This is a genomic window from Spirochaetota bacterium (assembly GCA_017999915.1).
Taxonomy (GTDB): Bacteria; Spirochaetota; UBA4802; order UBA4802; family UBA5550; genus RBG-16-49-21.
Map to the genome: position 1 here is coordinate 84334 of JAGNKX010000016.1, position 23295 is coordinate 107628.

General features: G+C 53.7%; 19 protein-coding genes. 6 read left to right on the forward strand and 13 right to left on the reverse strand.

Going from position 1 to position 23295, the window contains the following annotated elements; translation table 11 throughout:
* Nucleotides 1-13 precede the first annotated feature (13 nt).
* The 7 genes from rho to KA369_20205 all read right to left on the reverse strand — a co-directional run bounded on the left by rho (nucleotide 14) and on the right by KA369_20205 (nucleotide 6108).
* On the reverse strand, nucleotides 14-1411 hold the full coding sequence (gene rho / locus KA369_20175) for a transcription termination factor Rho (protein ID MBP7738302.1): 1398 nt from the start codon (nucleotides 1409-1411) through the stop codon (nucleotides 14-16).
* 491 nt (nucleotides 1412-1902) lie between these two features.
* Entirely contained in the window at nucleotides 1903-2853 is a 951-nt protein-coding gene (locus KA369_20180) for a hypothetical protein (GenBank protein ID MBP7738303.1), read from the reverse strand.
* Nucleotides 2853-3647: a 4-hydroxy-tetrahydrodipicolinate reductase gene (locus KA369_20185; protein MBP7738304.1), complete on the reverse strand. Its 795-nt coding sequence runs from the start codon at nucleotides 3645-3647 to the stop codon at nucleotides 2853-2855. The genes KA369_20180 and KA369_20185 overlap by 1 nt, the downstream gene beginning before the upstream one ends.
* Nucleotides 3644-4525 carry a 4-hydroxy-tetrahydrodipicolinate synthase gene (locus KA369_20190; GenBank protein MBP7738305.1) on the reverse strand — a complete coding sequence of 294 codons (882 nt, stop codon included), beginning with the start codon at nucleotides 4523-4525 and terminating at the stop codon, nucleotides 3644-3646. The genes KA369_20185 and KA369_20190 overlap by 4 nt, the downstream gene beginning before the upstream one ends.
* A 15-nt stretch (nucleotides 4526-4540) precedes the next feature.
* Nucleotides 4541-4942, reverse strand: coding sequence for a type II secretion system-associated lipoprotein (locus tag KA369_20195; GenBank protein MBP7738306.1), 402 nt, complete (start codon nucleotides 4940-4942; stop codon nucleotides 4541-4543).
* An 88-nt stretch (nucleotides 4943-5030) separates the two neighbouring features.
* The gene (locus tag KA369_20200) at nucleotides 5031-5444 is read right to left on the reverse strand and encodes a PaaI family thioesterase (protein ID MBP7738307.1); all 414 of its coding nucleotides are present in this window, start codon (nucleotides 5442-5444) and stop codon (nucleotides 5031-5033) included.
* 49 nt (nucleotides 5445-5493) lie between these two features.
* Complete coding sequence (locus KA369_20205; protein MBP7738308.1) at nucleotides 5494-6108, reverse strand: Lrp/AsnC family transcriptional regulator; 615 nt, start codon at nucleotides 6106-6108, stop codon at nucleotides 5494-5496.
* 272 nt (nucleotides 6109-6380) lie between these two features.
* On the opposite strand from KA369_20205, the gene KA369_20210 reads away from it, so the two are divergent.
* The gene (locus tag KA369_20210) at nucleotides 6381-9635 is read left to right on the forward strand and encodes a SpoIIE family protein phosphatase (protein MBP7738309.1); all 3255 of its coding nucleotides are present in this window, start codon (nucleotides 6381-6383) and stop codon (nucleotides 9633-9635) included.
* Nucleotides 9636-9808: 173 nt separating this feature from the next.
* On the opposite strand, the gene KA369_20215 is transcribed toward KA369_20210, so the two are convergent.
* The 6 genes from KA369_20215 to KA369_20240 form a co-directional block, all read right to left on the reverse strand.
* Nucleotides 9809-11089, reverse strand: coding sequence for a radical SAM protein (locus KA369_20215; GenBank protein MBP7738310.1), 1281 nt, complete (start codon nucleotides 11087-11089; stop codon nucleotides 9809-9811).
* Nucleotides 11073-11309: a hypothetical protein gene (locus KA369_20220; protein ID MBP7738311.1), complete on the reverse strand. Its 237-nt coding sequence runs from the start codon at nucleotides 11307-11309 to the stop codon at nucleotides 11073-11075. Before KA369_20220 ends, KA369_20215 begins: the two co-directional genes overlap by 17 nt.
* A gap of 267 nt (nucleotides 11310-11576) precedes the next feature.
* A complete protein-coding gene (locus KA369_20225) occupies nucleotides 11577-12068 on the reverse strand; it encodes an SRPBCC domain-containing protein (protein MBP7738312.1) in 492 nt (163 codons plus the stop codon).
* 77 nt (nucleotides 12069-12145) lie between these two features.
* Nucleotides 12146-13216: a thiamine phosphate synthase gene (gene thiE / locus KA369_20230; protein MBP7738313.1), complete on the reverse strand. Its 1071-nt coding sequence runs from the start codon at nucleotides 13214-13216 to the stop codon at nucleotides 12146-12148.
* A gap of 4 nt (nucleotides 13217-13220) precedes the next feature.
* Nucleotides 13221-13937 (reverse strand): 16S rRNA (uracil(1498)-N(3))-methyltransferase, encoded by a 717-nt coding sequence (locus KA369_20235; GenBank protein MBP7738314.1) that lies wholly within the window; start codon nucleotides 13935-13937, stop codon nucleotides 13221-13223.
* Between the two features lie 13 nt (nucleotides 13938-13950).
* Complete coding sequence (locus KA369_20240) at nucleotides 13951-14718, reverse strand: outer membrane lipoprotein-sorting protein (GenBank protein ID MBP7738315.1); 768 nt, start codon at nucleotides 14716-14718, stop codon at nucleotides 13951-13953.
* 619 nt (nucleotides 14719-15337) lie between these two features.
* Between KA369_20240 and KA369_20245 the strand changes: the two genes are divergently transcribed.
* The 5 genes from KA369_20245 (at nucleotide 15338) to KA369_20265 (ending at nucleotide 23242) form a co-directional block, all read left to right on the forward strand.
* On the forward strand, nucleotides 15338-17716 hold the full coding sequence (locus KA369_20245; protein MBP7738316.1) for a CocE/NonD family hydrolase: 2379 nt from the start codon (nucleotides 15338-15340) through the stop codon (nucleotides 17714-17716).
* Between the two features lie 233 nt (nucleotides 17717-17949).
* Nucleotides 17950-18372 carry an alpha/beta hydrolase gene (locus KA369_20250; protein ID MBP7738317.1) on the forward strand — a complete coding sequence of 141 codons (423 nt, stop codon included), beginning with the start codon at nucleotides 17950-17952 and terminating at the stop codon, nucleotides 18370-18372.
* 36 nt (nucleotides 18373-18408) lie between these two features.
* On the forward strand, nucleotides 18409-18879 hold the full coding sequence (locus KA369_20255; GenBank protein MBP7738318.1) for an alpha/beta hydrolase: 471 nt from the start codon (nucleotides 18409-18411) through the stop codon (nucleotides 18877-18879).
* Between the two features lie 719 nt (nucleotides 18880-19598).
* Nucleotides 19599-21848 (forward strand): CocE/NonD family hydrolase, encoded by a 2250-nt coding sequence (locus KA369_20260; GenBank protein ID MBP7738319.1) that lies wholly within the window; start codon nucleotides 19599-19601, stop codon nucleotides 21846-21848.
* Between the two features lie 263 nt (nucleotides 21849-22111).
* Entirely contained in the window at nucleotides 22112-23242 is a 1131-nt protein-coding gene (locus KA369_20265) for an AraC family transcriptional regulator (GenBank protein MBP7738320.1), read from the forward strand.
* The last annotated feature ends 53 nt before the right edge of the window (nucleotides 23243-23295 follow it).

The window sequence follows — 23295 nt, forward strand, 5'->3', positions numbered from 1 at the left end:
ACGTTCCTTATATTTAAGAATTCATGGCCTTGAAGAAAGCCTTGTTGTTTTTCGTCGCCTTCATCTTCTCGACAAGGAGCTCCATCGCCTCCGTGGCGCTCATTGAGGATAGGGCCTTCCTGAGAACCCATAGTTTATTTAGCTCTTCCGTGTCAAGCAATAATTCTTCCTTGCGGGTGCCGGACCTGCTCATGTCGATGGCCGGGAAGATTCGCCGGTCCACCAGCTTGCGGTCCAGGTGCAGCTCGCTGTTGCCGGTTCCCTTGAATTCCTCGAAGATGACCTCGTCCATGCGGCTTCCGGTATCGATGAGGGCCGTCGCCAGGATGGTGAGGCTCCCTCCCTCCTCGATGTTCCGGGCGGCGCCGAAGAAGCGCTTGGGCCGGTGCAGGGCGTTGGAGTCGACCCCGCCGGAGAGGATCTTGCCGCTGGTCGGCACCACCTGGTTGTAGGCCCGGGCGAGCCTGGTGATGGAGTCGAGGAGTATCACCACGTCCATCTTGTGCTCCACCAGGCGCTTGGCCTTTTCTAGCACCATCTCGGTGACCTGGACGTGGCGGCTTGCCGGCTCGTCGAAGGTGGAGGATATGACCTCGCCCTTGACCGTGCGCTGCATGTCCGTCACCTCCTCAGGACGCTCGTCGATGAGGAGCACGATGAGGTAGATCTCCGGGTGGTTGGTGGTTATGGAATTGGCTATTTTCTGCAGCAGTATGGTTTTACCGGTGCGGGGAGGAGCCACGATGAGGGCCCGCTGCCCTTTGCCTATGGGCGTTATCAGGTTGACGATGCGCATATCCACGTTTTCGGTTTCGGTCTCGAGGTTGATGCGCTCCTGCGGATAGAGAGGCGTCAGGTTGTCGAAAAGGACCCGCTTCTGCAGCTGTTCCGGGTTCTCGAAGTTTACCGCCTCGATCCTGAGGAGGGCGTAAAATCGCTCGTTGTCCTTCGGCGGCCGGATCTGGCCCGCGATGGTGTCGCCGGTCTTCAGGCCGAAGAGGCGTATCTGCGACGGCGACACGTAGATGTCGTCCGGGCCGGGCAGGTAGTTGTAGTTGGTCGACCTCAGGAATCCGTACCCGTCGGCCAGGATCTCCAGGACGCCGCTCGAGAAAATAAGCCCTTTCTGCTCGGTCTGGGACTTGAGGATCTCCAGGATGAGGTCCTGCTTTTTCATCCCATAAATCCGCTCGATGCCCATCTCCTTGGCGATGTTGACCAGGTCGGTTATCTTTTTTGTCTTCAGCTCGGCCAGGTCAAGCCAGGTTTCCGAAGAGTGCTTGCCGTTGCCTGATCCGGCGGCAGGGGCCTCTGTTTCCTGTATTGCGGCCGCATCGACGGCTTCAGTCCCGTTAGACGGTTGATTTTCGGTCTTGTTCCTGGACTTCGCGGATTCCGTAGTTCGTGCCATAGAATTTCCTTCTAAATTGTTGATTTAAATTGATTTCAATTATAATGCCTCATTTCAGAACGATGAAATGGGCTATGGATCTCTTATTACTGGTTATCCCGCTAAAACAATTGTTGAATTGATAGATAAATGAATTTAAAATAGCGCGTTATTATTATTTGTTATTATGCAGGATTATATTATGCAACGTTATGTAATTATGCCCTTAACAAAAATATAGGGAAAATACCTAAATGATAGTTCGGAGGTGCCCACTTATTAACGACAAGGACAATGTACGGGTCAGTGGCTTTACGTCAACTATAATATCATCTTTTACGTTACAGAATATAATAAAATAATTATGTCCTTTCAAGTATTTTTTTCAGTTATGACAGAAATAAATTGGTCTTCCCCATGCAATGCCGTTATCACTCCGCCTCCGGCGGGATGAAGATACGATTTTATGAGTAATACATTTTTCATGGGTATAATAAGAATAACTTGGGGAATTACGCTTCTTTTTTCCAGTTGATCCCATGCTTTTTGATCTTATGCGCCAGGGATTTCTGGGTGATTTTCAGGGACTTGGCCACGGCGGCAAGGTCGTTTCTGTCTTTCAGCAGGTCCACCAGGACCAGGCGCTCCACGGCGTCCGAGATATGATCAAGGGACTTTGACTTGATATCGACGCTGGGTATGGGAGATGAGGCCTTGTTATCGCCATCGGGCGTGCAATACAATAAAAAGCCCACCTTCTTGCGCTTGCTCATCAGGGATATCTTCTCATAATGAATCTTGAGGTCGCGGTTGAAGAACATCAGGTCGTCGTTTTTTTTGCCTGAAACAAGCTCGTTTTTATCGCCGTCCGCGATGGATTGCTCGACGAACTCCACGTCGACGTCCTTCCTGAAATGCCTGCGGTACTGGTCCTCGAAATGGCTGTTGTAAAATATGGTCTTTCCGTTAATGTTGACCGCGTAGAGGGGGCGCGGGATATGCTCCAGGATGAGGTAGATCATCCACTCGAGGATCTGCTCTTCCTTCTGGATGTCCGATTCCCTGTCGGCGGCGGCCCCGGACCGCTCCGGCGTCTCGGAGGCGGTGAAGAGCTGGAGCCGCGACCACCGCCCCTGCACCTCGCCGAAGATATTGATGACGATGAATTCCTTGATCGAGCCGTAGGGAAGGAGCTCGTCGAGGGTGAGCTTTTTCGCGAGGCCGGTGACGATCTCGTCGATCTTCTGCCGTTGAACGCGCTCGAGGTCGGAAAGCTCGGAAACGAGGTCGTCCTTTTTCAGCACGCCGATCAGTATGCCCCGCTTGGACACGACCGGGAGGATCGGCACGTCATGGGTGTAGAAGAGCCTCGCGATGTCCTCCGGCCGCCTGTTCTCCGGGTTAAAGGGATTCTCCTCGAAGACCTGCTTTCCGTCGGGCGTTGTTTCATTGTTGCCGGACATTAAAACCCCAGTACGTCATACATGGTATAGAGGCCGGCGGGCTTCCCCGCCAGGAATTCCATTGCCGCCACCGCGCCCGCAGCCAGGGTCTCCCTGCTGGTGAGCCGGTGGGTAAGCTCGATGCGCTCGCCGATGGCGGTGAAGTACACCGTGTGCTCGCCGACGATATCGCCACCCCTCATGGCCAGGATGCCTATCTCGTTTTTCGAGCGCTCCCCCACGATGCCGTCACGGCCGGGAACCTCGCGGGCCCCCTTCAGGTCCCGCATGTTCTCCTTCACGATCTCGAGGAGTTTCCGCGCGGTGCCCGAGGGCGCGTCCTTCTTGAAGCGGTGGTGCGCCTCGAAAATCTCCACGTCATAGTCGGTCGAAAGGGCCCGCGCCGCGGTCTCGGTAAGCTTGAAGAGGAGATTTACCCCCAGGGACATGTTCGGCGAAAAAATCACCGGGATCTGCGCCGCGGCCTTTTTTATGGCGTCCCGCTCATCGTTGGAAAAGCCGGTCGTGCCGATCACCAGCGGCTTGCGGTTCGCGCGGGCCTCCTCCAGGAGCAGCATCGACGCCGCGGGGGAGGAAAAGTCGATTATGCCGTCGGTCTTGCTGATGTCATCCTGATTGATCCGCGACACCGTGACGTTCATCCGCTCGACGTTCACGAGGGCCCCGGCGTCGCGGCCGTAGAGGGGCGCGCCCTCGTGGTCGAAGGCCGCGGCCAGGGTATGCCTCCGCTCCAGCAGTATCTTCAGGACCGATACGCCCATCCTTCCGCAGATGCCGCAAATGCCCATTCTCATTTCAGCGTCACCCCGTAGTCGAGAAGGGCCTTCCTGAGCCTGGCCCTGTTGTCGTCCGACAGCGGCACCAGAGGGAGCCGCAGTTCCTCAGTGCAGTATCCGGCCATTGCCATCGCCGCCTTGACCGGGATGGGATTCGTCTCGAGGAACATGGCCCGGCAGAGCGGAAGGAGCCGGTAAAACTGCTTCCGCGCCTCGTCGATCTTCCCCTCGTTAAAGAAGGTTATCACCTTCTTCACATCGACCGGAAGAAGGTTCGAGAGCACGCTTATGACTCCCTTGCCGCCGATCGAGAGGAACGGCAGCAGGATATTGTCGTCGCCGGAGAGCAGGGTCAGCCGGTCACCGCACAGCTCGTATAGTTCCATCATCTGGTTGATGTCGCCGGAGGCCTCCTTCATGGCGACCACGTTGGAAGCGCGATCGCAGAGATCCTTCACGCCGGCAGGGAGAAAATTGACACCGGTGCGTCCCGGTATATTGTACAGCACAACAGGAATCTTTATCGATTTGGCGACGCTCTCAAAATGGGCCACGAGTCCCCGCTGGGTCGGCTTATTATAGTAGGGATTGACCTGGAGCACGCCGTCAACGCCGGCCTCTTCCGCTTCCCGGGAGAGGCAGATGGCCTCCTCGGTGGAATTGGCGCCGGTTCCGGCAATGACCTTTACCTTACCGCCCACCAGCTTTACCACGCGGCGGATGAACTCCTTGTGCTCGTCGAACGATACGGTCGGAGACTCCCCGGTGGTCCCCATCGGGACGATGCCATCGACCCCTTTCGCTATCTGCATCGCCACGATGTTTTCCAGGGCTTCGTAATCAATGGTGCCGTTCCTGAACGGCGTAATCAACGCGGTATACACACCTTCGAACATAGCCTTGTCCATATATTATTTTTTCTTCTTTTTTTCAGCTTTTTCAATTGCCGAAACATCGCCTCGGGCTGCGGCCACGGCACTCAGCTGTTCATTGAAAAAATCAATGTTAAACTTCTTGTTTTGAAAATCATCGTCGAAAAGATAGAGCAACAGCACGCGGTCCGCCTTCAGCTCGTTCTCACGGGCCGGAAAGGCGTGGACCTTTACCCATTCCTTGCCGGCTGAAACCACGATTCTGACTTCCTCGCCCTTTTTCAGCTTTTTCCCTTCAACATCCATGTCTTTCCTCAGGACATAGACCTTCTTTTCATAGGCCTTCAGCGCGTCCACGCTCCCCTTCTCGATGAAAAAGGAGTCGCAGGACACGAACACAAACAATACCGCCATAAAAGGCATAAACAGTCGTTTCAGCACGTTATTCTCCGCCATGTATAGTTCAGCACCAGTATAATTATACCGGGAAGGCCATTGTCAACAATTTATTGCTATCCCCGCCGAGGCGTCATTTATGATACGCGGTGCCGATCCCGGTGGCGATCAGCTTGTCTTTGGCGCCCCGGACCTGAATGCTCCATACGGATACCTTGCGGCCGACATTGACCGGGGTCGCCTCGGCGAATATCTTCTCGCCGTCGACGGCCGAGGAGAGGTAGTTGATATTGAAATTCACCGCAATGGCCATGACACCGGTGCTGTTGCAAGCCACGGCAAAGGCCTGGTCCGCCAGGGCATGAATGAAGGCCCCGTGGGCGCGCTCCACGGCGTTCATGTATTCCGGCCTGACCGTGATGCCGACGCGGCCGTAGCCTTCCCTCACCTCCTCAACCTCGATGCCGAGGTAAGTCGCGAAGGGATCGCGTCCCACGACATCACGGGCATATTCTATTGGGTTGTCGACAGTTTGCGGTTTCGTCATGAGGATTCCTCGTCGTATCAAGTTGGTGCACGGCATGCCGTGCCCCTATCTATAATGTGTACAGTTCCCGGATATCGGTGTCCTTCGTCACCGGTTGGCCTCCCGCCCCGATAACCTGGTTGCGGTATTTCACCACCGATATCACTTCCTGCGTCTCGATATGATGGATGGTCTTCAATTGCTTCATCTCGTTCAGGAGCTTCCGGTACTCGTCATAGTCGCTGACTATCACTTCGATGGTGAACGAATTTTCCCCCTGCACGTGGAGAACGGAATACACGATTGGACTCTTCGTAAGGAGCTTCAGCAGGGCATCATCATGGTGGGGGTTGTCGATCTTGACGAAAAAGTGATACCGCTGGTCCAGGGCGAGATAATCCCCCAGGGAATAATCGTCTTTCTTTTTATGCACATCGATGATCCGCTGCGTCTGCATGGATATGATCGCCGGGGTCCCCGATGCCAGCTTGATCGATTTCATCCGGTTCACCCAGCCGGAGAGCTGTTCCTTGCTGTCAAAATTCGCATCGATGAGGTAGCTGTATCGTCCCATGATATGGTATATGGACACGATATGCCTGTCGCTTTCAAGGGTCGCAACGATATCGCCGCTCTCTCCCCAGTTCTGTATAAGGACAAGCGCGTGAATGATGGAATCAGTCATGGCTCCCCTCCCCTGGTTCATTAATATTTTAAAACATACAAATAGCTGTTTCTTCATTTTTAGTCAAGATTATTTCTGTTTCAACAATTAAAATAAGGTAACCTCGGAAAATCAAATTCGGATATTCCTGTCAATTGCGGCATGCGGGACATTCTGTCCCTCTGGCGCCATTCTCCTGTTGTCAGAGCGACTAAAAATAAAAAAATCCTTGTATTTTTATTGAAAAGTGCCTCCTGATATTCATATTGTCCATAATCGCACCAGGTGAAGTTTTGAGACCCAACTTTGTTATCATTTTGCTGATATGCCTCGGAACATGGACGGCCGGATGTTTTGACCGGGTCCCCCGCAACGGGGCCGCCCCGGCGCAGCAGGGCGTCATGGACCTCTCCAGCCTTGACTTCTGCAAAGGGGAAACGGTCAAACTAGACGGTCAGTGGGAATTCTACTGGCACAGGCTCCTCGCCGCCGCAGACCTTCAGAAGACGCCCCCTCCTGAAAGGGACGGTTTTATCAACCTCCCCTCTGCCTGGAACGACTACGCCATCAAGGGGAAAAAACCGGGAGGAGACGGCTTCGCCACCTACTGGTTGACCGTCATCCTGCCCCCCGATACCGGGCCGATCTCCTTCAGGCTCCTTGACATGCGCACGGCCTATGCCCTCTTCGTCAATGGCGAGAGGATCGCCTCCAACGGGATCGTGGGAACTACACGGGGACAATCGAAACCGCAGTACCTCCCGGTCGTAGCGGATTACACGCCGAAAACGGACCGCATGGATATCATCCTCCAGGTATCGAACTATCACCATGGGAGGGGCGGCGCCTTTCATTCGATAACAATCGGCAATAAAAAAATGATTAACGCAGCGCGCGATGTGAGCCTGTCGTTCCAGATATTCATGCTTGGAAGCCTCCTCATCATGGCCTTTTACCATGTGGGATTGTACCTGCTCCGGAGGAAAGACCGGCTGCCCCTCTACCTGGGGCTTTTCTGCCTCCTCATCGGCATACGGCCCCTGGTGAACGGCGAGTTCTTCCTGATACAACTCGCGCCGGGTTTTCCCTGGGAGCTGATGCTGAAGATCGAGGTCCTGACCCTCTACCTGGGGCTCCCGCTGTTCAGCATGTTCATGAATTCACTGTTCCCCTTCGAATTCCCTGACAAGATACTGCGTCCCATACAGGTCATAGGCGCAATCTTCTCATTGGTGGTCATGGTTACGCCCGCGTACATTTACTCCAAGACCGTGGTGCCCTATGAAATCATCACCCTCATGGCCAGCATCTATTCCGTGTACGCAATCATGGTCGCGTTCAGCCGGAAGCGGGAGGGCTCGGGGATCTTCATCGCCGGCATCCTGGTGCTCTTCGTGACCGTGGTGAACGAGATACTCTACGACAACATGATCGTCAACACCGGCAATTTCTTTCCCTTCGGCCTGTTTATATTCGTCCTCTCCCAGGCGCTCCTCCTGTCGATGCGCTTTTCAAAGGCCTTCGTATCAGTGGAGCGGCTGTCCAGGGAGCTGGAAACCAACAACATGCAGCTCGTCAACATGGACAAGCTGAAGGACGAATTCCTGGCCAACACGTCCCACGAGCTCCGCACGCCGCTGAACGGCATCATCGGCATAGCGGAATCGCTCCTTGACGGAGCAGCGGGGCAGCTCCCGGAAATGGTGAGCTCCAACCTGGCCATGGTCATATCGAGCGGTCGCCGCCTCAGCAACCTCATCAGCGATCTCCTGGACTTTTCCAAGCTCCGCAACAAGGACATCACCCTCAAGATGAAGGCCGTAGACATTAAGACGCTGGCGGACGTCGCCGTCGACCTGACGGGCCACCTGAAGGGCGAGAAGGACATCCGCGTCATCAACTCGATACCGGCGGACATTCCCCTCATGATGGCGGATGAGGACAGGATGCAGCAGATCCTGATAAACCTGATCGGCAACGCCATCAAGTTCACGGACACGGGGAGCGTGGAGATATCCGCGCAGGTGCTGGTGGGCGAGAACCCGGAATACTCCCTGATGGAGGTCTCGGTGACCGACACCGGCATCGGCATTCCGGAGGACAAGTTACCGGTGATCTTCCAGCCCTTCGAGCAGGTCGACGGCTCCATCTCCCGGCTCTACAACGGGACCGGCATCGGCCTGTCCATCACCAAGGACCTCCTCAGGCTCCATGGCGGGTATATCGAGGTGGAATCCGAGCCCGGCAAGGGATCGTCCTTCATTTTCCGGATCCCGATCCGCAGGCCCCCCGAGACCCAGGAGCAGGTGCCGCAGTCGTCCGAGGCAAAGGCCCGGGTAAAGAAGAAAAACTGGAGGGAGAATATCCCGGCCGCCGCCGGCGCGCCCTTCGATCCCCTCGCCTTCGCGCCGATAATCGATCAGCCGACGATCCTTGTCGTGGACGACGATCCGGTGAACCTGCAGGTGCTGGAGAACCAGCTCTCGGTCCAGAGCTACACCGTGGTCAAATCGACCAGCGGCGCCGACGCCCTCGACAAGATCAACACCGGCCTGAACCCGGACCTGGTGATCCTCGACGTCATGATGCCGAAGATGTCAGGCCTGGACGTATCGCGCATCATCCGGGAGCGCTATTCGCTCCTGGACCTCCCCATCATGATGCTGACGGCGAAAAGCCGCGTATCCGACGTGACCACCGGCCTTGACGCCGGGGCCAATGACTACCTGTCAAAGCCCTTTGATAAGACCGAGCTCCTCGCCAGGGTTGAGACCCTGATACGCCTGAAAAAGACCGTCGACGAGAACAAGAAGCTCGCGTCGATCAAGCAGGAGATAGAGCTGGCCAGGAAGATCCATTTCGCCACCATCCCGGAGGAGCTCCCGAAGGTCCCGGGCCTCGACATAGTCGTGAAATACATACCCATGCAGATCATAGGCGGCGATTTTTACGATTTTCACAGGATCGACGAGCACCGGATCGGGGCCTTCATCTCAGATATTTCCGGCCACGGTATACCGGCCGCCATCATCGCGTCGATGGTCAAGATAGCCTTCTCCATGTTGAAGGATGTCGCGGACCAGCCGGGCCAGCTCATGAAAGAGATCAACAGGATCCTCACCGGCAACATCGAAAACGGCTTCGTCACTGCGGGCTACGCCCTCATCGATAAAAGCGCGATGAAGCTCTATTACATCAGGTCGGGCCACGAGCCCCTCATGATCTACCGAAAAAACAGCAATACCATCGAGGAGATAGCGCCGGCGGGGCGCCTCATAGGATACGCATGGGCCGATAACTATGAAATGAGCGAGTCCGCCATCGAGCCGGGCGACCGGGTCATCCTGTACACTGACGGACTCCTCGAGGTATATAACAAGGAGCGGGAAATAATCAGCATGAATTTCCTTAAAAACGCCATCATCCGCGGCAGGGAACTCTCCGCCACGGACCTTACGGACAGCCTGGCGGGCCTGCTCCGGCGGTGGCGCGGCCTCGATGAAGAGCTCGAGGACGACATCACCATCGTGGTAATCGATATTTTGTAATGCCGAATCACGGCGACCTCTCGTTGCAACCCCTAACCCGCGCTCCGCGCACCCTCTCCCATGTAGTTTGTAAAAAAGGAGAGGGTTTCCGTGGAATAAAGTTTATTCATAGCCCCCCCTCTCCTTTCTTCGGTTCTTAATGGGAGAGGGGGTAGGGGGGTGAGGGTTTAAAATCAGCGCAACGGAGGATTATAATAGCCCAAACGCATCGACGGGTATTTTTCTTTCAAGTATTCCACAAGCTTCCTCACTCCCACCGGCTCCGACTCGCGAAACCCGATCTGTTCGAAATAAAAATCCGGGTCCATGTTCAGGTTCCTGGTCTGGATCATGGTCACCGGAAAACGCCCCAGGAACTTCTCCAGCGCCGCCACCTCCGCTTCCGAGTCGGTGAATCCGGGAAGGAAGAAGAGGTTGATGGACACGAAAATCCCGGCTTCCAGTGCAACGTCTAGGGAGCGCAAAACATCATCGTAAGAGTAGTTCACCGGCCGGTGGTAGCGGCTGTAGTATTCTTCTGTCGGGGAATTGAGGCTGATCCGAATGGAATCGAGGCCCGCGCCGATGAGCTCCCTCACACCGTCGGGCCGCGATCCGTTGGTGTTGAGGTTTATGGTGCCCGCTCCGGTCTTTTCGCGCACCAGCCGTACCGCCGCGGCCAGGTCTTCGCTCCGCAGAAGGGGCTCACCCTCACATCCCTGGCCGAAGCTGGCCACTCCGCCCCTCACACGCGAGAAATGGCGCAGCACGACCTCGGCTATCTCCCCCGGTTCCGGGCTGAAATCAAGGCGCGGTTGAGACGGCGGAAAGGGCGAACCTTCCCCCTGCAGCGAGAGGCATCCGGCGCAGCGGGCGTTGCAGGGGATGGTTGTGGGAAGCGGCGCCTCGTGGCGGCCCAGGAAGAAATTCCTGGCGCAGAGGCACCGGTACGCGGTGGAGCACTTCGCCAGCTGCTTCACGAGGCGGTTTTCGGGAAAGAGCCTCTTCGTTTCACCGATGGCTGTCTTCAGGTCATCGTCATTCTCATGGATGGCGGGATCGGACCGGGGGTCATCGTCGATCCGCATCGCCGGAACGTAAAACTCCCCGTCGATGACCGCGACCCCGGCATAGGCCCAGAGGGGAAGCACCGGGGCGTCATCCTTCCTGATGAACGCGGGAAGATAGGTCCTGAGATATGCCGAAGCCAGAAAGGCCGACGCGGCGATTATGTCATCCCCGTCGGGAGAAACCGTCATGTGGCGGAAGTCGCCGGTTTTATGGCCGTAAAACACCGGAAAGCGCCCGGGCAGCGAGAAGAGATAGCTCCCGTAGGGGAGCGGTATCAGGTCATCCCGGTCGGCCCGGACAAAGCGCCTCCCGGTGCGAAAGGCGGGCTCAATTCCGGGAAAGTCCCAGACATTGCCATCATTGTCCGTATAGGCCAGGCACAGGGCCTTACTCTTCTTTTTCACGGGACCTCTTCCTGTTCATGGTACGCTCAAGGTGATTGATACGGACGGAATATCCGTGCTGCAGCTTCTTTAAGTCGCGGTAGAGGCGATCATGGCGCACGGATTCAATGTCATGGCCCTGGGACACGAGCTCGGCTTTTCTCAGGAGCTTCTTTTCCCTGGCCTGCCGCCATTCTTCACGGAGCGCAGTGATCGATTCATGGATTTCTTTTTTGTGCATAATGATAATTATGTATAGAAATTATGGGCCTCAACTTCTTCTGGAACAGATAGTTATCGGTTCAGCGATACTTATCAGTTACTCTGACCCCTGAGGATATTCTATCTCCATCAATATCCGATAGTTATCGGATCTTTGCAGAAGAAGAGTTGCTCTGACACCTGATTGGCACCGATAGTTATCGGTCAAATACAACAGATCAGATAACTCCTGGATCTTTCAGAGGTTATAATGTACCGATAACTATCGGCACATTCGCAATAAAGTCTATCTTGCCTCAACCCTTTTTTTCAACAAAGCATTCATCTCCCTGAAACCCTCCAGGGTCGAATCCAGGTTTATAAAAGGGACAAGGATCCCATTAAAGTCTTCTTTTTGAATGAACTTGGTTTTACCATTTTCTAACCTGACAAGGTGAAAGATATGCCTGCCGGTAAAAAGTCCCGGGATAAATAATTTCCCTTCCCATTGGACAGTGCTTTTTTCATCGTATCTTATTAGCGTAGGATTGAAGTCCACCGGTTTGTGCCCTTTGGGCTGGATGGTAATCTGAATTGAGCCGCCTGTTTTCATCTCACCGGAAACTTTTCTTATAAAAGGATTCCACCGGGGATATTCAGGAAAATCGGCAAATTCTTTCCATACCTTATCCACCGGGGCGTTGATGATTATATCCGTATAGAGACTCTTCTTCCCAATGACCAGGAGAACGATGATCACTAACATTACCGACACAATAACCAAAATGGCTTTTTTCATGACATACCCCTCCCCTTGAAAAAAATATATAATACCGATAACTATCGGCACATGAATCAACTATCCCATACTTCCTTTCATACCGGAACAGCGGCGATCGCACCCGCCATTGCCCGGCAGTTCTCTTCTATCTTATCATCAATATACAGATAAGATGCCGCCGCAATGGAATCCGCGCCCGCGGCAATTGCGCTGCCCGCGCCTTTCGGTGTGATGCCGCCGATGGCGACGATGGGAATGGATACCAATCCCCTGGCACGGGAGATCACTTCCACTCCGGCCCCCTTGAGCGTCATAGGTCCGGAGGCGGATTTGTACACGGTATCGTACACCGGCCCCACCGCGATATAGTCAGCGCCCTCTCCTTCGGCCCGCGCCGGATCTTCCGCCGTATAGGCAGTGATGCCGATGATCATGTCATGGGGGATGAGCTTCCTGGCATCATTAGCGCGAAGGTCGTTCAGGCCAAGGTGGACGCCGTCGGCGCCGGCGAGCATGGCGATATCCACATGGTCATTGACGATAAATAGCGCTTTCCCTTCCCTGCAGAGCGTCGCTATATCACGGGCCGCGGTAAGGATATCCCCCTTGCCGGACGTTTTCATGCGAAGCTGGATTACGGACGCACCGCCGCGGATCATCTTTGCGGCAGTATCATTGAAAGCGTCACGGTGCACATATGCCGAATCGAGAATGGCGTACAGGGAACGGTTTAGCCGCTCCATTTTCTCACCGCGCTTTATCAGCGGCGCCGCCGCCCCCTCGATGTCATAGAGGGTAAAACGTATCCCCTGGAAGGGATTGTCCGGCCGGTCCGGGAGAGCAAGCTTGCCGAACTCCTCAAGTGAGCGGACCGCCTCGGTGGCTCGGTGAAGGTTCGCCGAGAAAAGGTCAGCCAGGGAGCCCCTGGTCCCCTCAGCGCCAAGGTCGACGAACTTCTGTGCGTCTGCCTCGACATCCCGACCGTAAAGCGTCATGCCGGCGGGGAACCGCCACGACGCCTCGACGATTCCATGCCTGACTTCCTTGAGACGCGTTGACAGGTCGGCCCGGCGCAGGCAAAAGCGCATAACATCCTCGCAGACGCGGACACCCTCCAGGGCGCGGTTCAGGTTCGCGTCGATGGCTGCATAGATGCGGCGTTCCATAGGCCTAGTCCCCCCACTCATACATGATGATGCCGCACAGGACCGGGGCTGCGGTCTCTGCCCGGAGCTGCGAAAACCCAAAACCGGCCGCGACCCAGCCGGCGGCGGCCGCCGCGTCCAGTTCAGCGGGACTGAACCCGCCCTCGGGGCCCACCAGGAGAGTCACGGCGCCCGGCTCGGTGCTGCGCAAGAACTCCTTCAGGGTCAGCGGGGAACCCGGATGGGCGATGATGCGCGCCCGATCGCGGTCCCCGGCAAGGACTTCATCGAAGGTGCGGATACCTTCGACCGGCGGCACGCGCTCCCGCAGCGACTGCTTGGCCGCCTCTTCGGCCTTCCTGTTCCACCGGCGCAACTTCGAATCGATATCCGACGGCCGGGGCACCGTGCGCTCCGACGCAACCGCTATGATCCTGGACACCCCCACCTCGACGGCCTTTTCCACCGCCAGGTCGAAGTTCCCTCCCTTGAGAAGGCACATGCACAGGGTGATATCAACGGGGCTATGGGGCGCGTCGCTTTCGCTGATAATCACCGCTGTCAGGCGGTCAGCGGTGATGCTCTCTATCCGCGCCGAGAGGGAAGCGCCCTTGTCATCGCGAAGCCTGATGGTGTCGCCGGTCCTGACACGGCGCACGCCGACGAGGTGATGAAAATCATCGCCCCCTATGGTACAGCGGCCGTTGCTGATGCTCGATGATGTCACAAAGAATTGAGGCATGGGCCGTTCCCGGTTACTCGCCCAGTTTCTCCGACCTGAATATCTGCTTGTCGAAGGTGGCTCCCTCGTCGATATCGCTGAAGTATACGATGCTGACCGTCCCCTGCCGTATGTTCATCATGTCATAGCGGAGCGGGACGATGCGGTTGCCGTTTTCCTTAACCTTGACCAGCGTCATGAACTTGAAAATGGCCTTGTCACGGTCATGGTAATCGATGCGAATCGGAATAAATTTGTCCTTGCTCACGTAAAGGGTGAGCAGACCGTACTCTCCACCCTTGGTGATGGGCTTCAATGACAGCTTCCACACATCGACGCCCTTGACGAAAGCGTCCCCGTCGATGGTGGCGGTATAGTTGCTCTGGAAATCGGCATTGGACAGGTCCATGAAGGTAAAGTTCGTTGACAAGATCTCGTCATATTTATCGATGGCCAGCTTGTGAAACAGCTTCAGGGCATGGATATTATAGACCCAGATATCCTCACCGCCCAGATTGTAGAGGACCTTGAGCTGGTCTCCGCGCTCCCTGCTGCTGAACGTAAAAAGAAAGTCCTCCTGGGAAACGCAGGCGGTGAAATTCAGGGTCGCGGCGGTGCCGTCCGGCTTGATGTGTTTCAGCATTCCCTTGAGCAATCCCCGGGGATACTCGAAAATCTTATCCACCCGCGCAAGGATACCCTGGGCGTTAAGTTCTATTTTTCTGTCTTCCTGCGGCGCCGTGGTTCCGTACAGGGCAAACACCAGGGAGACGACACCAATGCCTGTAAAAATTTTTTTCATTTGATATCGATGATGAAAGAAAAATTTTCAGATTTGTCTTTTTGTATTTTGATTATATCCTTTCTCGCCATCAAGACAGGAAGAAAAACCTTTTTTATATAGAGTCTTCTATAAAAGTAACAACTGATGAAAAAAAAGCAATATTGATACAGGCATATACTTTTAGAGGTAAAAAAAATTCAATTTATTTTTATATGTTTCCTTCACCCGCCTTACTGTTATCCCTGCGGTATTACACATTTTTAGGCGATAACAATCCCTAAATCTTGAGATCCATATTTAAAAGTAAACAAAAATATGAATTTAAATGTACTAAATTTTATATAATTTCGGATAATTATTTTCACTATAAATTAACCGTCCGGTCAGATTTTATTATTGACATGTTTCATATTTATTATTAACAACAATAAAAAAATATACATACCACATTTTGAATAAAAAAAGATAGGGAGGGATCATGGGGTTATCAAAAATAACAATTTTTGTTATCGTAGCTTTTACTGTCTTCTCCAGCTTGAACTGTCAAAATGAAAAAAGCAAATCATCGATTCCCTTTTTAGGCTTTCTAGGGGGATCATCCGCCTCTGATACTCCGCCAACCACAACGAGCGCTGTCGTGGATGCCAAACACTACATCGAACCGGCCGGCGATGATTCCTGTTCCGGCTGCGAGGGACAGCTAACAGAAGCCACCGCGGCCAGCATAAAGAGCCAGCTCGCCTCCAATAACATACTCAATGCGAAGATAGACCTGAACGTCAGGGTCACCGTGCCGAAATCGGAAAATCCATATAGTGATTCGGATTTGGATCTCTGGGCCACGGTCGTCAGGCCCGGCGGAAGCGAAAAGCTCCCCACTATCCTCATGGCGACGCCGTACCGCCGTGAATCCATGATCATGATGGTGGTTCCGCTCATCACGAGCCGCTATAACGTCATGGTCATCGACATACGTGGCACCGGTTCATCATCGGGCACATGGGAGTCCTTCGACCTGGTGGAGCAGTATGACATCAAGTACGTGGTCGACAGGTTCATACCGTCCCGCGTCTGGTCCGACGGCACGGTCGGCATGATGGGACAGTCCTACATGGGCATCATTCAGCTCCTTACCGCCGGACTCGTGGAAAAGGACCCCGCCACGGGAGAGCCGGTCCACCTGAAAGCGATCTACCCCGGCGTCCCCATGGCGGACACCTACCGCGACATCGTCATGCACGGCGGCACCTGCGACCTTCTCTTCATCCCGATGTGGCTCGGCATGGTCGATATCATGTCCATCATGCCGTCGCTCCTGAACCTCGGCGTTGACGGCACCTTCACCAAAGAGGATATGGCACAAGCGCAGGCCATGTGGCTCGAGCACTTGAACCAAATTCCCGCTACCGTTGGATGGATCATGGACGCGTCCCACATGAACAAGACCGACTTCTACGAGAAGAAATCGACGATGATCTACTGGCCCGTGAAGCCGAAAGCAGGGTGGAGCTTCCCCGAAGGCAATAATAATACCATTTCGAGCAAGCTCCCGGTGTTCGAGGTCGGCGGCTGGTTCGACATATTCACGCGGGGGACCTGCAACTACTACCAGTACGGCCTGAGCCGACACGCCGCCACGGACAAGAAGATGATCATCGGCGAATGGTACCACCTGTCCGGCGCCATGGCCATGGGACTCAATTCCGTCGTCATGGGCAGCCTCCCGGCGCGCTGGTTCGACTGGAAGATCAAGAAGAAGAACGATCCCTTCATGGAAGAATACCCGGTCCTCCTCTATATCATGGGCGAGAACAAATGGAGGGCCGAAAAATCGTGGCCGCTGCCTGATAGCAGGCTCGACCACAGGACCCTCTACCTGACCAAGCACGCGCCAACCCCCATCGACGGCGACTGGTACACCCAAGACACATACCAGATATACAAGAATAACAATTACGGCCTGAGCGAAGTCCAGGATTTTACCGGGGACAATCCCGTTCTGAAGCATGATGTCTTCTCCCTCACGCAGATGGCGCTGAACCTCCATGGCGGCAATTCCCGTTCCAGCACCCGGTGGCTCATGGGCATGGAGGCGATGATCTCTGACATGTCGAAGTTCTACCTTGGCCTTAACATAGATTCGTCTCAGTGGTTCGAGGACGAGCGCCACGACGAGAAGGAGTGCCTCACCTTCACCACCGAGCCGCTCGATGAAGACATGGAGATCACGGGCCCCCTGACCATCACCTTCTGGGCAAAGACCAAATTCAGCGATCCCCTTCTCCAGTGGGTCGTAAATATCGCCACAACCCTTGTCAAGGAAAAGTACAATATCGACACCAACCTGGTCCTCGATACCATGAACAGGAAGGACGTGCAGTGGACAGCGGAGATGACCGATGTCTTCCCGTCTGGCAGGGCGCGGAACGTGGCGTCCGGCTGGCTCTCAGCCTGGCATCGTCAATATGATCCCACGGGAAAAACATCCACAGTCGTGCTTGACGGCGACAGGGTGGCGCAGCATGGCCTTGACCCGGCCTACATCCCCTTCGATCCCTTCTATGATAATCCGGATAAAAACCCGAAGGCGATCAATGAGGGCGAGCTCTACCAGTACTGCATCGAGCTGTGGCCGACATCCAACGTATTCAAGGCGGGACACCGTATCCGGGTGAGCCTGTCCGGATCCGATTTCCCGCACCTCCTGCCTGTACTGCGGCCTTCCAACAACACCATCGTTATTGATGCTGACCATGAGGCCAGGGTTGACTTTACGGCGGTCAACGACGCCAATGAGGGCGCGACCTGGAAATGGATCGGCAGCAACGCGGACGCCGACAAGTACCTGATGGAAGGCGGTTCCTCTTCCGGATGCGGAACATCGGCCTCGGCAGCCTCCCAGAAGGGCACGGTTGCCGGCCTTATAGCGGAGATCATGGGCCTCCTGGGCATCATGGTGTTGCCGATGTCCCTCATCATGATGCAGAGACACCTCCGGAAGAAAAATAAGCCATAAAGATACGATAATGTGCAATTGAACCGATAGTTATCGGTAACTAAGAGCGCATCCCAAAACCCTGGATGCGCTCTGAATAAAAAACGACGATCCATATCGTCGTTTTTTATTGGTGTCAGAGTAAAAAAGGGGTCAGAGCAAACTTTTTTTACTGGATTAGTATCAAAAGTTGTTAATACCATTGACAACCGGTCGGACGGTCCCTATTTCTGATTATGATTTCGGAGGAATCTATGAGATATTTTAATCTATTGATCATGTTCATTTTGCTAGCTGGATGCTCGTCAATTAAATACACCACTGACGATGTAAAAAAGGAGATCCAGCAGGAAAAAATCGGCACATCCCACTTCGTGAAAATCGGCGGCCAAACCCTTCATTACCTGGAAGACGGTCAGGGCGAGCCCATGATCCTGATCCACGGATGGCTCTGCTGGGGCGCCTACTGGAAAAAGATCATACCCCGGGTGAAGAGCACATATCACGTGTTCGCCCCCGATCTCCTGGGCCATGGTATTTCAGACAAGCCCCTTGACAAGACCTGCAGTTACGGCACCGACGCCCAGGCAGAGAGGATTTTAGCCTTCATGGACGCCCTTTCCATAAAAAAGGCATATCTGGTGGGACACAGTATGGGAGGCGAAATAGCGGCATAAGTCACGCTCAAGGCCCCGGAAAGAGTTAAAGGGTTAGTGCTTATCTGCGCGGCAGGCATGGAGGAGACGCCCAAGCATCTCCCCGGCTTTATCAAATTCGGCCGCGCCCTCGGCATTGAGGGCCTTGCCGCGGACATGATGGATGAGGCGATGATACGGCGCCATGTGCCGGCCCTCATGTTCTACAAGGAAAACCCGATGCCCGATGAATTCGTCAAGGATATCATGATGAGCAACCTGAGAAACAAAGAGGACCGGAAAGCCATGGCCAAGGTTACCAGGGAAGGCCTGTTCCAGAATTTCCTCGACAAGCAATGCCCGGAGATCAAGACGCCGACCCTTGTCATATCTGCCAAGTACGATCGTGTGATACATCCCACCATGGGCGAAAGGTATCATTCCCTGATCCCCAACTCCAAGTTTATCCTTATAGACCTGGCTGCTCACATGGCGCCCTGGGAAAAAGCTGAGGAGATTGCGGCAACTATTACCCAATTTTGCCGGTAATCCTCTCCCTCGAAAACCGATAACTATCGCTGATATTCCTGGAAAATCCATCCCCTTGGATATTCCAGGAATCCATTGAATTCAGATTCATGAATCTGAATTTTGATTTAACAGCATATTTATAATTCCGGAAGATTAATAAAATCCCTTATGATATGTTTATAACCATAGTAATGACACTCCCATTAAAATTATATTGATATTTAGATGGGATTTTTATTATTTTTAAAAAAACTGACCGGCCAGTCGGTTTTTGATTGCATTTTAATTTTACATTTGTTTAAATGGTACAGGTAAACAACTACCGTAGTGATGTATTTTACAGTGGAGGAAGATGTATGATTCGGTCCAGGATGCTAATGCTTTTCTTCATCGGTTTAACCCTCACCTTTAGTCTCAATTGTCAGGACAAGAATGGAAAATCGTTTTTCCCCTTTTTAGGAGCATCAAGCAATTCAGGGATAACTGATAATTCCGGGAGTACGGATGATTCCACTTCACAAGTCGATTCTGGTACAACCGGCAATTCAAGTAATGAAAATACATCAGGATCCACAACAACAGGAGGCGCTACCGATACGGACAGCTCCGCAGATGTTTGCAAGGAAACGACCGGTGATGATTCCTGCGCTGGGTGCAGCGGCCAGCTCACCGAAGCCGATAAAGAGACTATCTCCGACAAGCTTACATCAAGCAACATACTTGATGTTAAAATCGATTTGAACGTACGCGTAACCGTTCCGAAATCCGCCAATCCCCATAGCTCGGCCGATACCGAACTATGGGCCACGGTGATAAAGCATGGTGACTGCAACAAGCTCCCCACGATCCTTGTCGTTACCCCCTATCGCCGGGAGATAATGATGATGCTCCACCTGCCCCTCATCGCGAGCGGCTACAATCTCATGGGAATCGACATCCGGGGAACCGGCTCGTCCGCCGGCGACTGGAGCTCCTTTGACCTGGTTGAACAATATGACATTAAATACGTTGTTGATAATTTCATTCCTTCAAAATCATGGTCCGACGGAAAGGTCGGCATGATCGGAGGCTCCTATGAGGCGATCATCCAGCTCCTTACCGCCGGGCTGGTCGACAAGGACCCGGCAACGGGAGAACCGGTCCACCTGAAAGCGATATTTCCCATGGTCCCCATGGCCGACGCCTACCGCGACATCGTCATGCACGGCGGCAACTGTGACCTTCTTTTCATTCCCATGTGGCTCGGCATCGTGGACCTCCTGGGTGTCCTTCCCTCGATGGTCAATCTGGGAGTCGATGGATCATTCACGAAGGAAGACCTCGCCAATGCCCGGACAGTCTGGACCGAACATATGAGCCACATATCCACCACCATAGGCTGGATCATGGACGCATCCAACATGACCAAGGGCCCCTTCTACGAAAAGAAATCATCCATGATCTACTGGCCGGTGAAGCCGAAAAAAGGCTGGGGCTTTACCGAAGGCGACAACAACACCATATCAAGCAAACTGCCGGTCTTTGAAGTGGGAGGCTGGTACGATATATTCACCAGGGGAACCTGCAACTGGTATCAATACGGCCTGAGCCAGCATGCCACAACCGATAAAAGAATGATCATCGGCCCCTACTACCACCTGGAAGGCGCCATGGGCATGGGCCTCAATTCCGTCATGAGCGGCAAGGTTGCGGCGAGGTGGTTTGACTGGAAGATCAAGAAGAAGAGCGATCCCTTCATGGAGGAGTTCCCGGTCATGCTCTACATCATGGGCGAAGACAAGTGGCGGGCTGAGAAAGCCTGGCCCCTGCCGGAAAGCAGGGTCGACCACAAAACGCTCTACCTGACCAAGCACGCCCCGACCCCCATCGACGGCGACTGGTACACCGACGATCCGGACCCGTTGAATTGGCATATCTACAAAAACAACAACTACGGCCTGAGCGAAACCAAGGACACCTCCGGCGACAACCCGGTGCTGAAGCATGATGTCTTCAATCTGATAGAGAGGCTGAACCTCCACGGCGGTAATTCCCGTTCCAGCGTGCGATGGTTGATGGGAATGGAGGCGCTGATCCCTGAAATGTCCAAGTTCTTCCTCGGCGTGAACGTCGACGCGGAGCAATGGTATGAGGATGAGCGCCACGATGAGAAGCAATGTCTCACCTTTACCACGGAAGAGCTGGACGAAGACGTGGAGATCACAGGTCCCCTGACAGTAACCTTCTGGGCGAAGACAAAGTTCTCCGGCTCCCTTACACAGTCCACGATAGACCTGATATTCAGTGTAATCAAAAACAAATTCAATATCGACGCAAACCTGATGCTTGACAGCATGAACAAGCTCGATGTCCAGTGGATAGGCGAATTGAACGACGTGTTCCCGGACGGAAGGGCCCGCAACATAACCTCCGGCTGGCTCTCCGCGTGGCACCGCCCCTACGATCCGACGGGCGCGACCAGCACCGGTCTCGTCGACGACGTGAAGGTGGTCCAGCACGCCCTTGATCCGGCCTATGTTCCCTTTGATCCCTTCTACGACAATCCGGACAAGAACCCGAAGGCGATCAAGGAGGGCGAGCTCTACCAGTACTGCATCGAGCTGTGGCCGACCAGCAACATCTTCAAGAAGGGTCACCGAATACGGGTAAGCCTGTCCGCGTCCGATTTCCCGCACCTGCTGCCGATCATACAGCCTTCGAACAACACGATCGTGATCGACGACGCCCATGAGGCGCGGGTAGATTTTACATCGCCCAACACCGGCAGCGAGGGAAGCGACTGGAAATGGATCGGCGACAACAAGGATGCCGATGAATACCTGCTTTCCGGCGGCTCCACCGGCTGCGGGTCCACGGCAACCGCGGCATCTTCACAGGGAACGCCGGCCGGCATTGCGGCCGAGATCATGGGCCTCCTGGGCATCATGATACTCCCGATGTCGGTCATCATGATGCAGCGTTACTTACGAAGGAGAAGAAGAGCATAACCGGCAGATAGTATTCCAAATAACCGATAGTTATCGGTAGCAACTGCAAAACGACGATACATACATATCGTCGTTTTTTTGTCATGAAATAATAATGCCGAATACAAGCCGCTGCGGCTAATTCACGGCCAATTTTTTATTGACACCACATTCAGTTACATTGCACAAATAATAGGGGGACCATAAAGTCAAGATAGGATATGCCCATATCGTATCGAACTATTTGACCCGGCGTAATACATTTTCCAGAGATTGCATCCATTATGACAGATATGATCGTCGTCTTCCTTATCTTTTTCGGAGGGGCCATGTCCTGGACCATGGCGCTGGGCCAGTTGATGGATAGGGACAAAAGCACCCTGACCTACATGCTGGCCGCGTTCCTCTTTTGCGCCGGTGCATGCATGATGTACAACGGCCTCAGGGTTTCAAGCCTCATCTACACGTATCCCCACTGTGCCTTCACGTATATCCCTTTTCTCTATTTTACCGGGCCCACGTTCTTCTTCTGTTTCAAGTCCCTTACCGGGGAACATTACCGGCTGCAGTGGAGGGATGCCCTCCACATAATTCCTCTCGCAATCATCATGATAGCGCTGATCCCCTATTACGCCCTGGACGTAAACTCCAAGCTGGAAATCCTGAAAACGCCGGCCCGGTTCAATGTTAACAACCCGCAGCAGTCATTCTATGCGGTTATCGTATTTATTGTGGTGGCGGCCAATATCTCATACCTGGCAGTTTTTGTGAGAAACAGCTCCTTTCTGTGGGACATCAAATATCTAAAAATGAAGAAAATATCCTCGCTGTATGCGGTCATCATGACACTGTCATATATGGTCGCGCTGATCTTCACCATCGGACTGATCATATATAATCTCTGGCTGACCGATCACTGGTTTTATCTCCTGATAATCAAGACCATGTCGGTCATGTCTTTTACCGTCATCCTGCTGATATACCTGGCGAGCAGGCGGGACCCGCATTTCTTCCAGTTCATGCAGCAGCAGGTCAAGAAGATCCGCTACGAACGGTCCAAGATCGACAAGTTGAACCTCGAGCAGGTCTTGGAGCGCATGAATTACCTCATGAAAGAGGAGAAGATTTTCTTCGACGAGGACCTCAATCTCAACAAGCTCGCGGGGGAACTGGCCATAGAGCCATATCAGCTTTCACAGATACTGAACGAGAAGATCGGAAAAAACTTCAATATGTACATCAACGAGTTCCGCATCGAGGAAGCCAAAAGCCTGCTCCTGGAAGAGCCTGACAGATCGATCGTATCGGTTTCCTATGCCGTGGGCTTCAATTCACCCACTTCCTTTTACGACTGGTTCTTCAAAATGACAGGACTATCACCTTCGAAATTCCGCAAAAAACAACATCTTGAATAATCTTGCAGGAACTCCCATGTTTAACCTTAACCACACGTCCATACGTTAGCGAT

What these genes read in the sequence shown, in the direction of transcription:
- rho (MBP7738302.1), bottom strand. Translation starts at nt 1,411, where the DNA reads ATGGCACGAACTACGGAATCCGCGAAGTCCAGGAACAAGACCGAAAAT.
- KA369_20180 (MBP7738303.1), bottom strand. Translation starts at nt 2,853, where the DNA reads ATGTCCGGCAACAATGAAACAACGCCCGACGGAAAGCAGGTCTTCGAG.
- KA369_20185 (MBP7738304.1), bottom strand. Translation starts at nt 3,647, where the DNA reads ATGAGAATGGGCATTTGCGGCATCTGCGGAAGGATGGGCGTATCGGTC.
- KA369_20190 (MBP7738305.1), bottom strand. Translation starts at nt 4,525, where the DNA reads ATGTTCGAAGGTGTGTATACCGCGTTGATTACGCCGTTCAGGAACGGC.
- KA369_20200 (MBP7738307.1), bottom strand. Translation starts at nt 5,444, where the DNA reads ATGACGAAACCGCAAACTGTCGACAACCCAATAGAATATGCCCGTGAT.
- KA369_20205 (MBP7738308.1), bottom strand. Translation starts at nt 6,108, where the DNA reads ATGACTGATTCCATCATTCACGCGCTTGTCCTTATACAGAACTGGGGA.
- KA369_20220 (MBP7738311.1), bottom strand. Translation starts at nt 11,309, where the DNA reads ATGCACAAAAAAGAAATCCATGAATCGATCACTGCGCTCCGTGAAGAA.
- KA369_20225 (MBP7738312.1), bottom strand. Translation starts at nt 12,068, where the DNA reads ATGAAAAAAGCCATTTTGGTTATTGTGTCGGTAATGTTAGTGATCATC.
- thiE (MBP7738313.1), bottom strand. Translation starts at nt 13,216, where the DNA reads ATGGAACGCCGCATCTATGCAGCCATCGACGCGAACCTGAACCGCGCC.
- KA369_20235 (MBP7738314.1), bottom strand. Translation starts at nt 13,937, where the DNA reads ATGCCTCAATTCTTTGTGACATCATCGAGCATCAGCAACGGCCGCTGT.
- KA369_20240 (MBP7738315.1), bottom strand. Translation starts at nt 14,718, where the DNA reads ATGAAAAAAATTTTTACAGGCATTGGTGTCGTCTCCCTGGTGTTTGCC.
- KA369_20250 (MBP7738317.1), top strand. Translation starts at nt 17,950, where the DNA reads ATGAGATATTTTAATCTATTGATCATGTTCATTTTGCTAGCTGGATGC.
- KA369_20265 (MBP7738320.1), top strand. Translation starts at nt 22,112, where the DNA reads ATGACAGATATGATCGTCGTCTTCCTTATCTTTTTCGGAGGGGCCATG.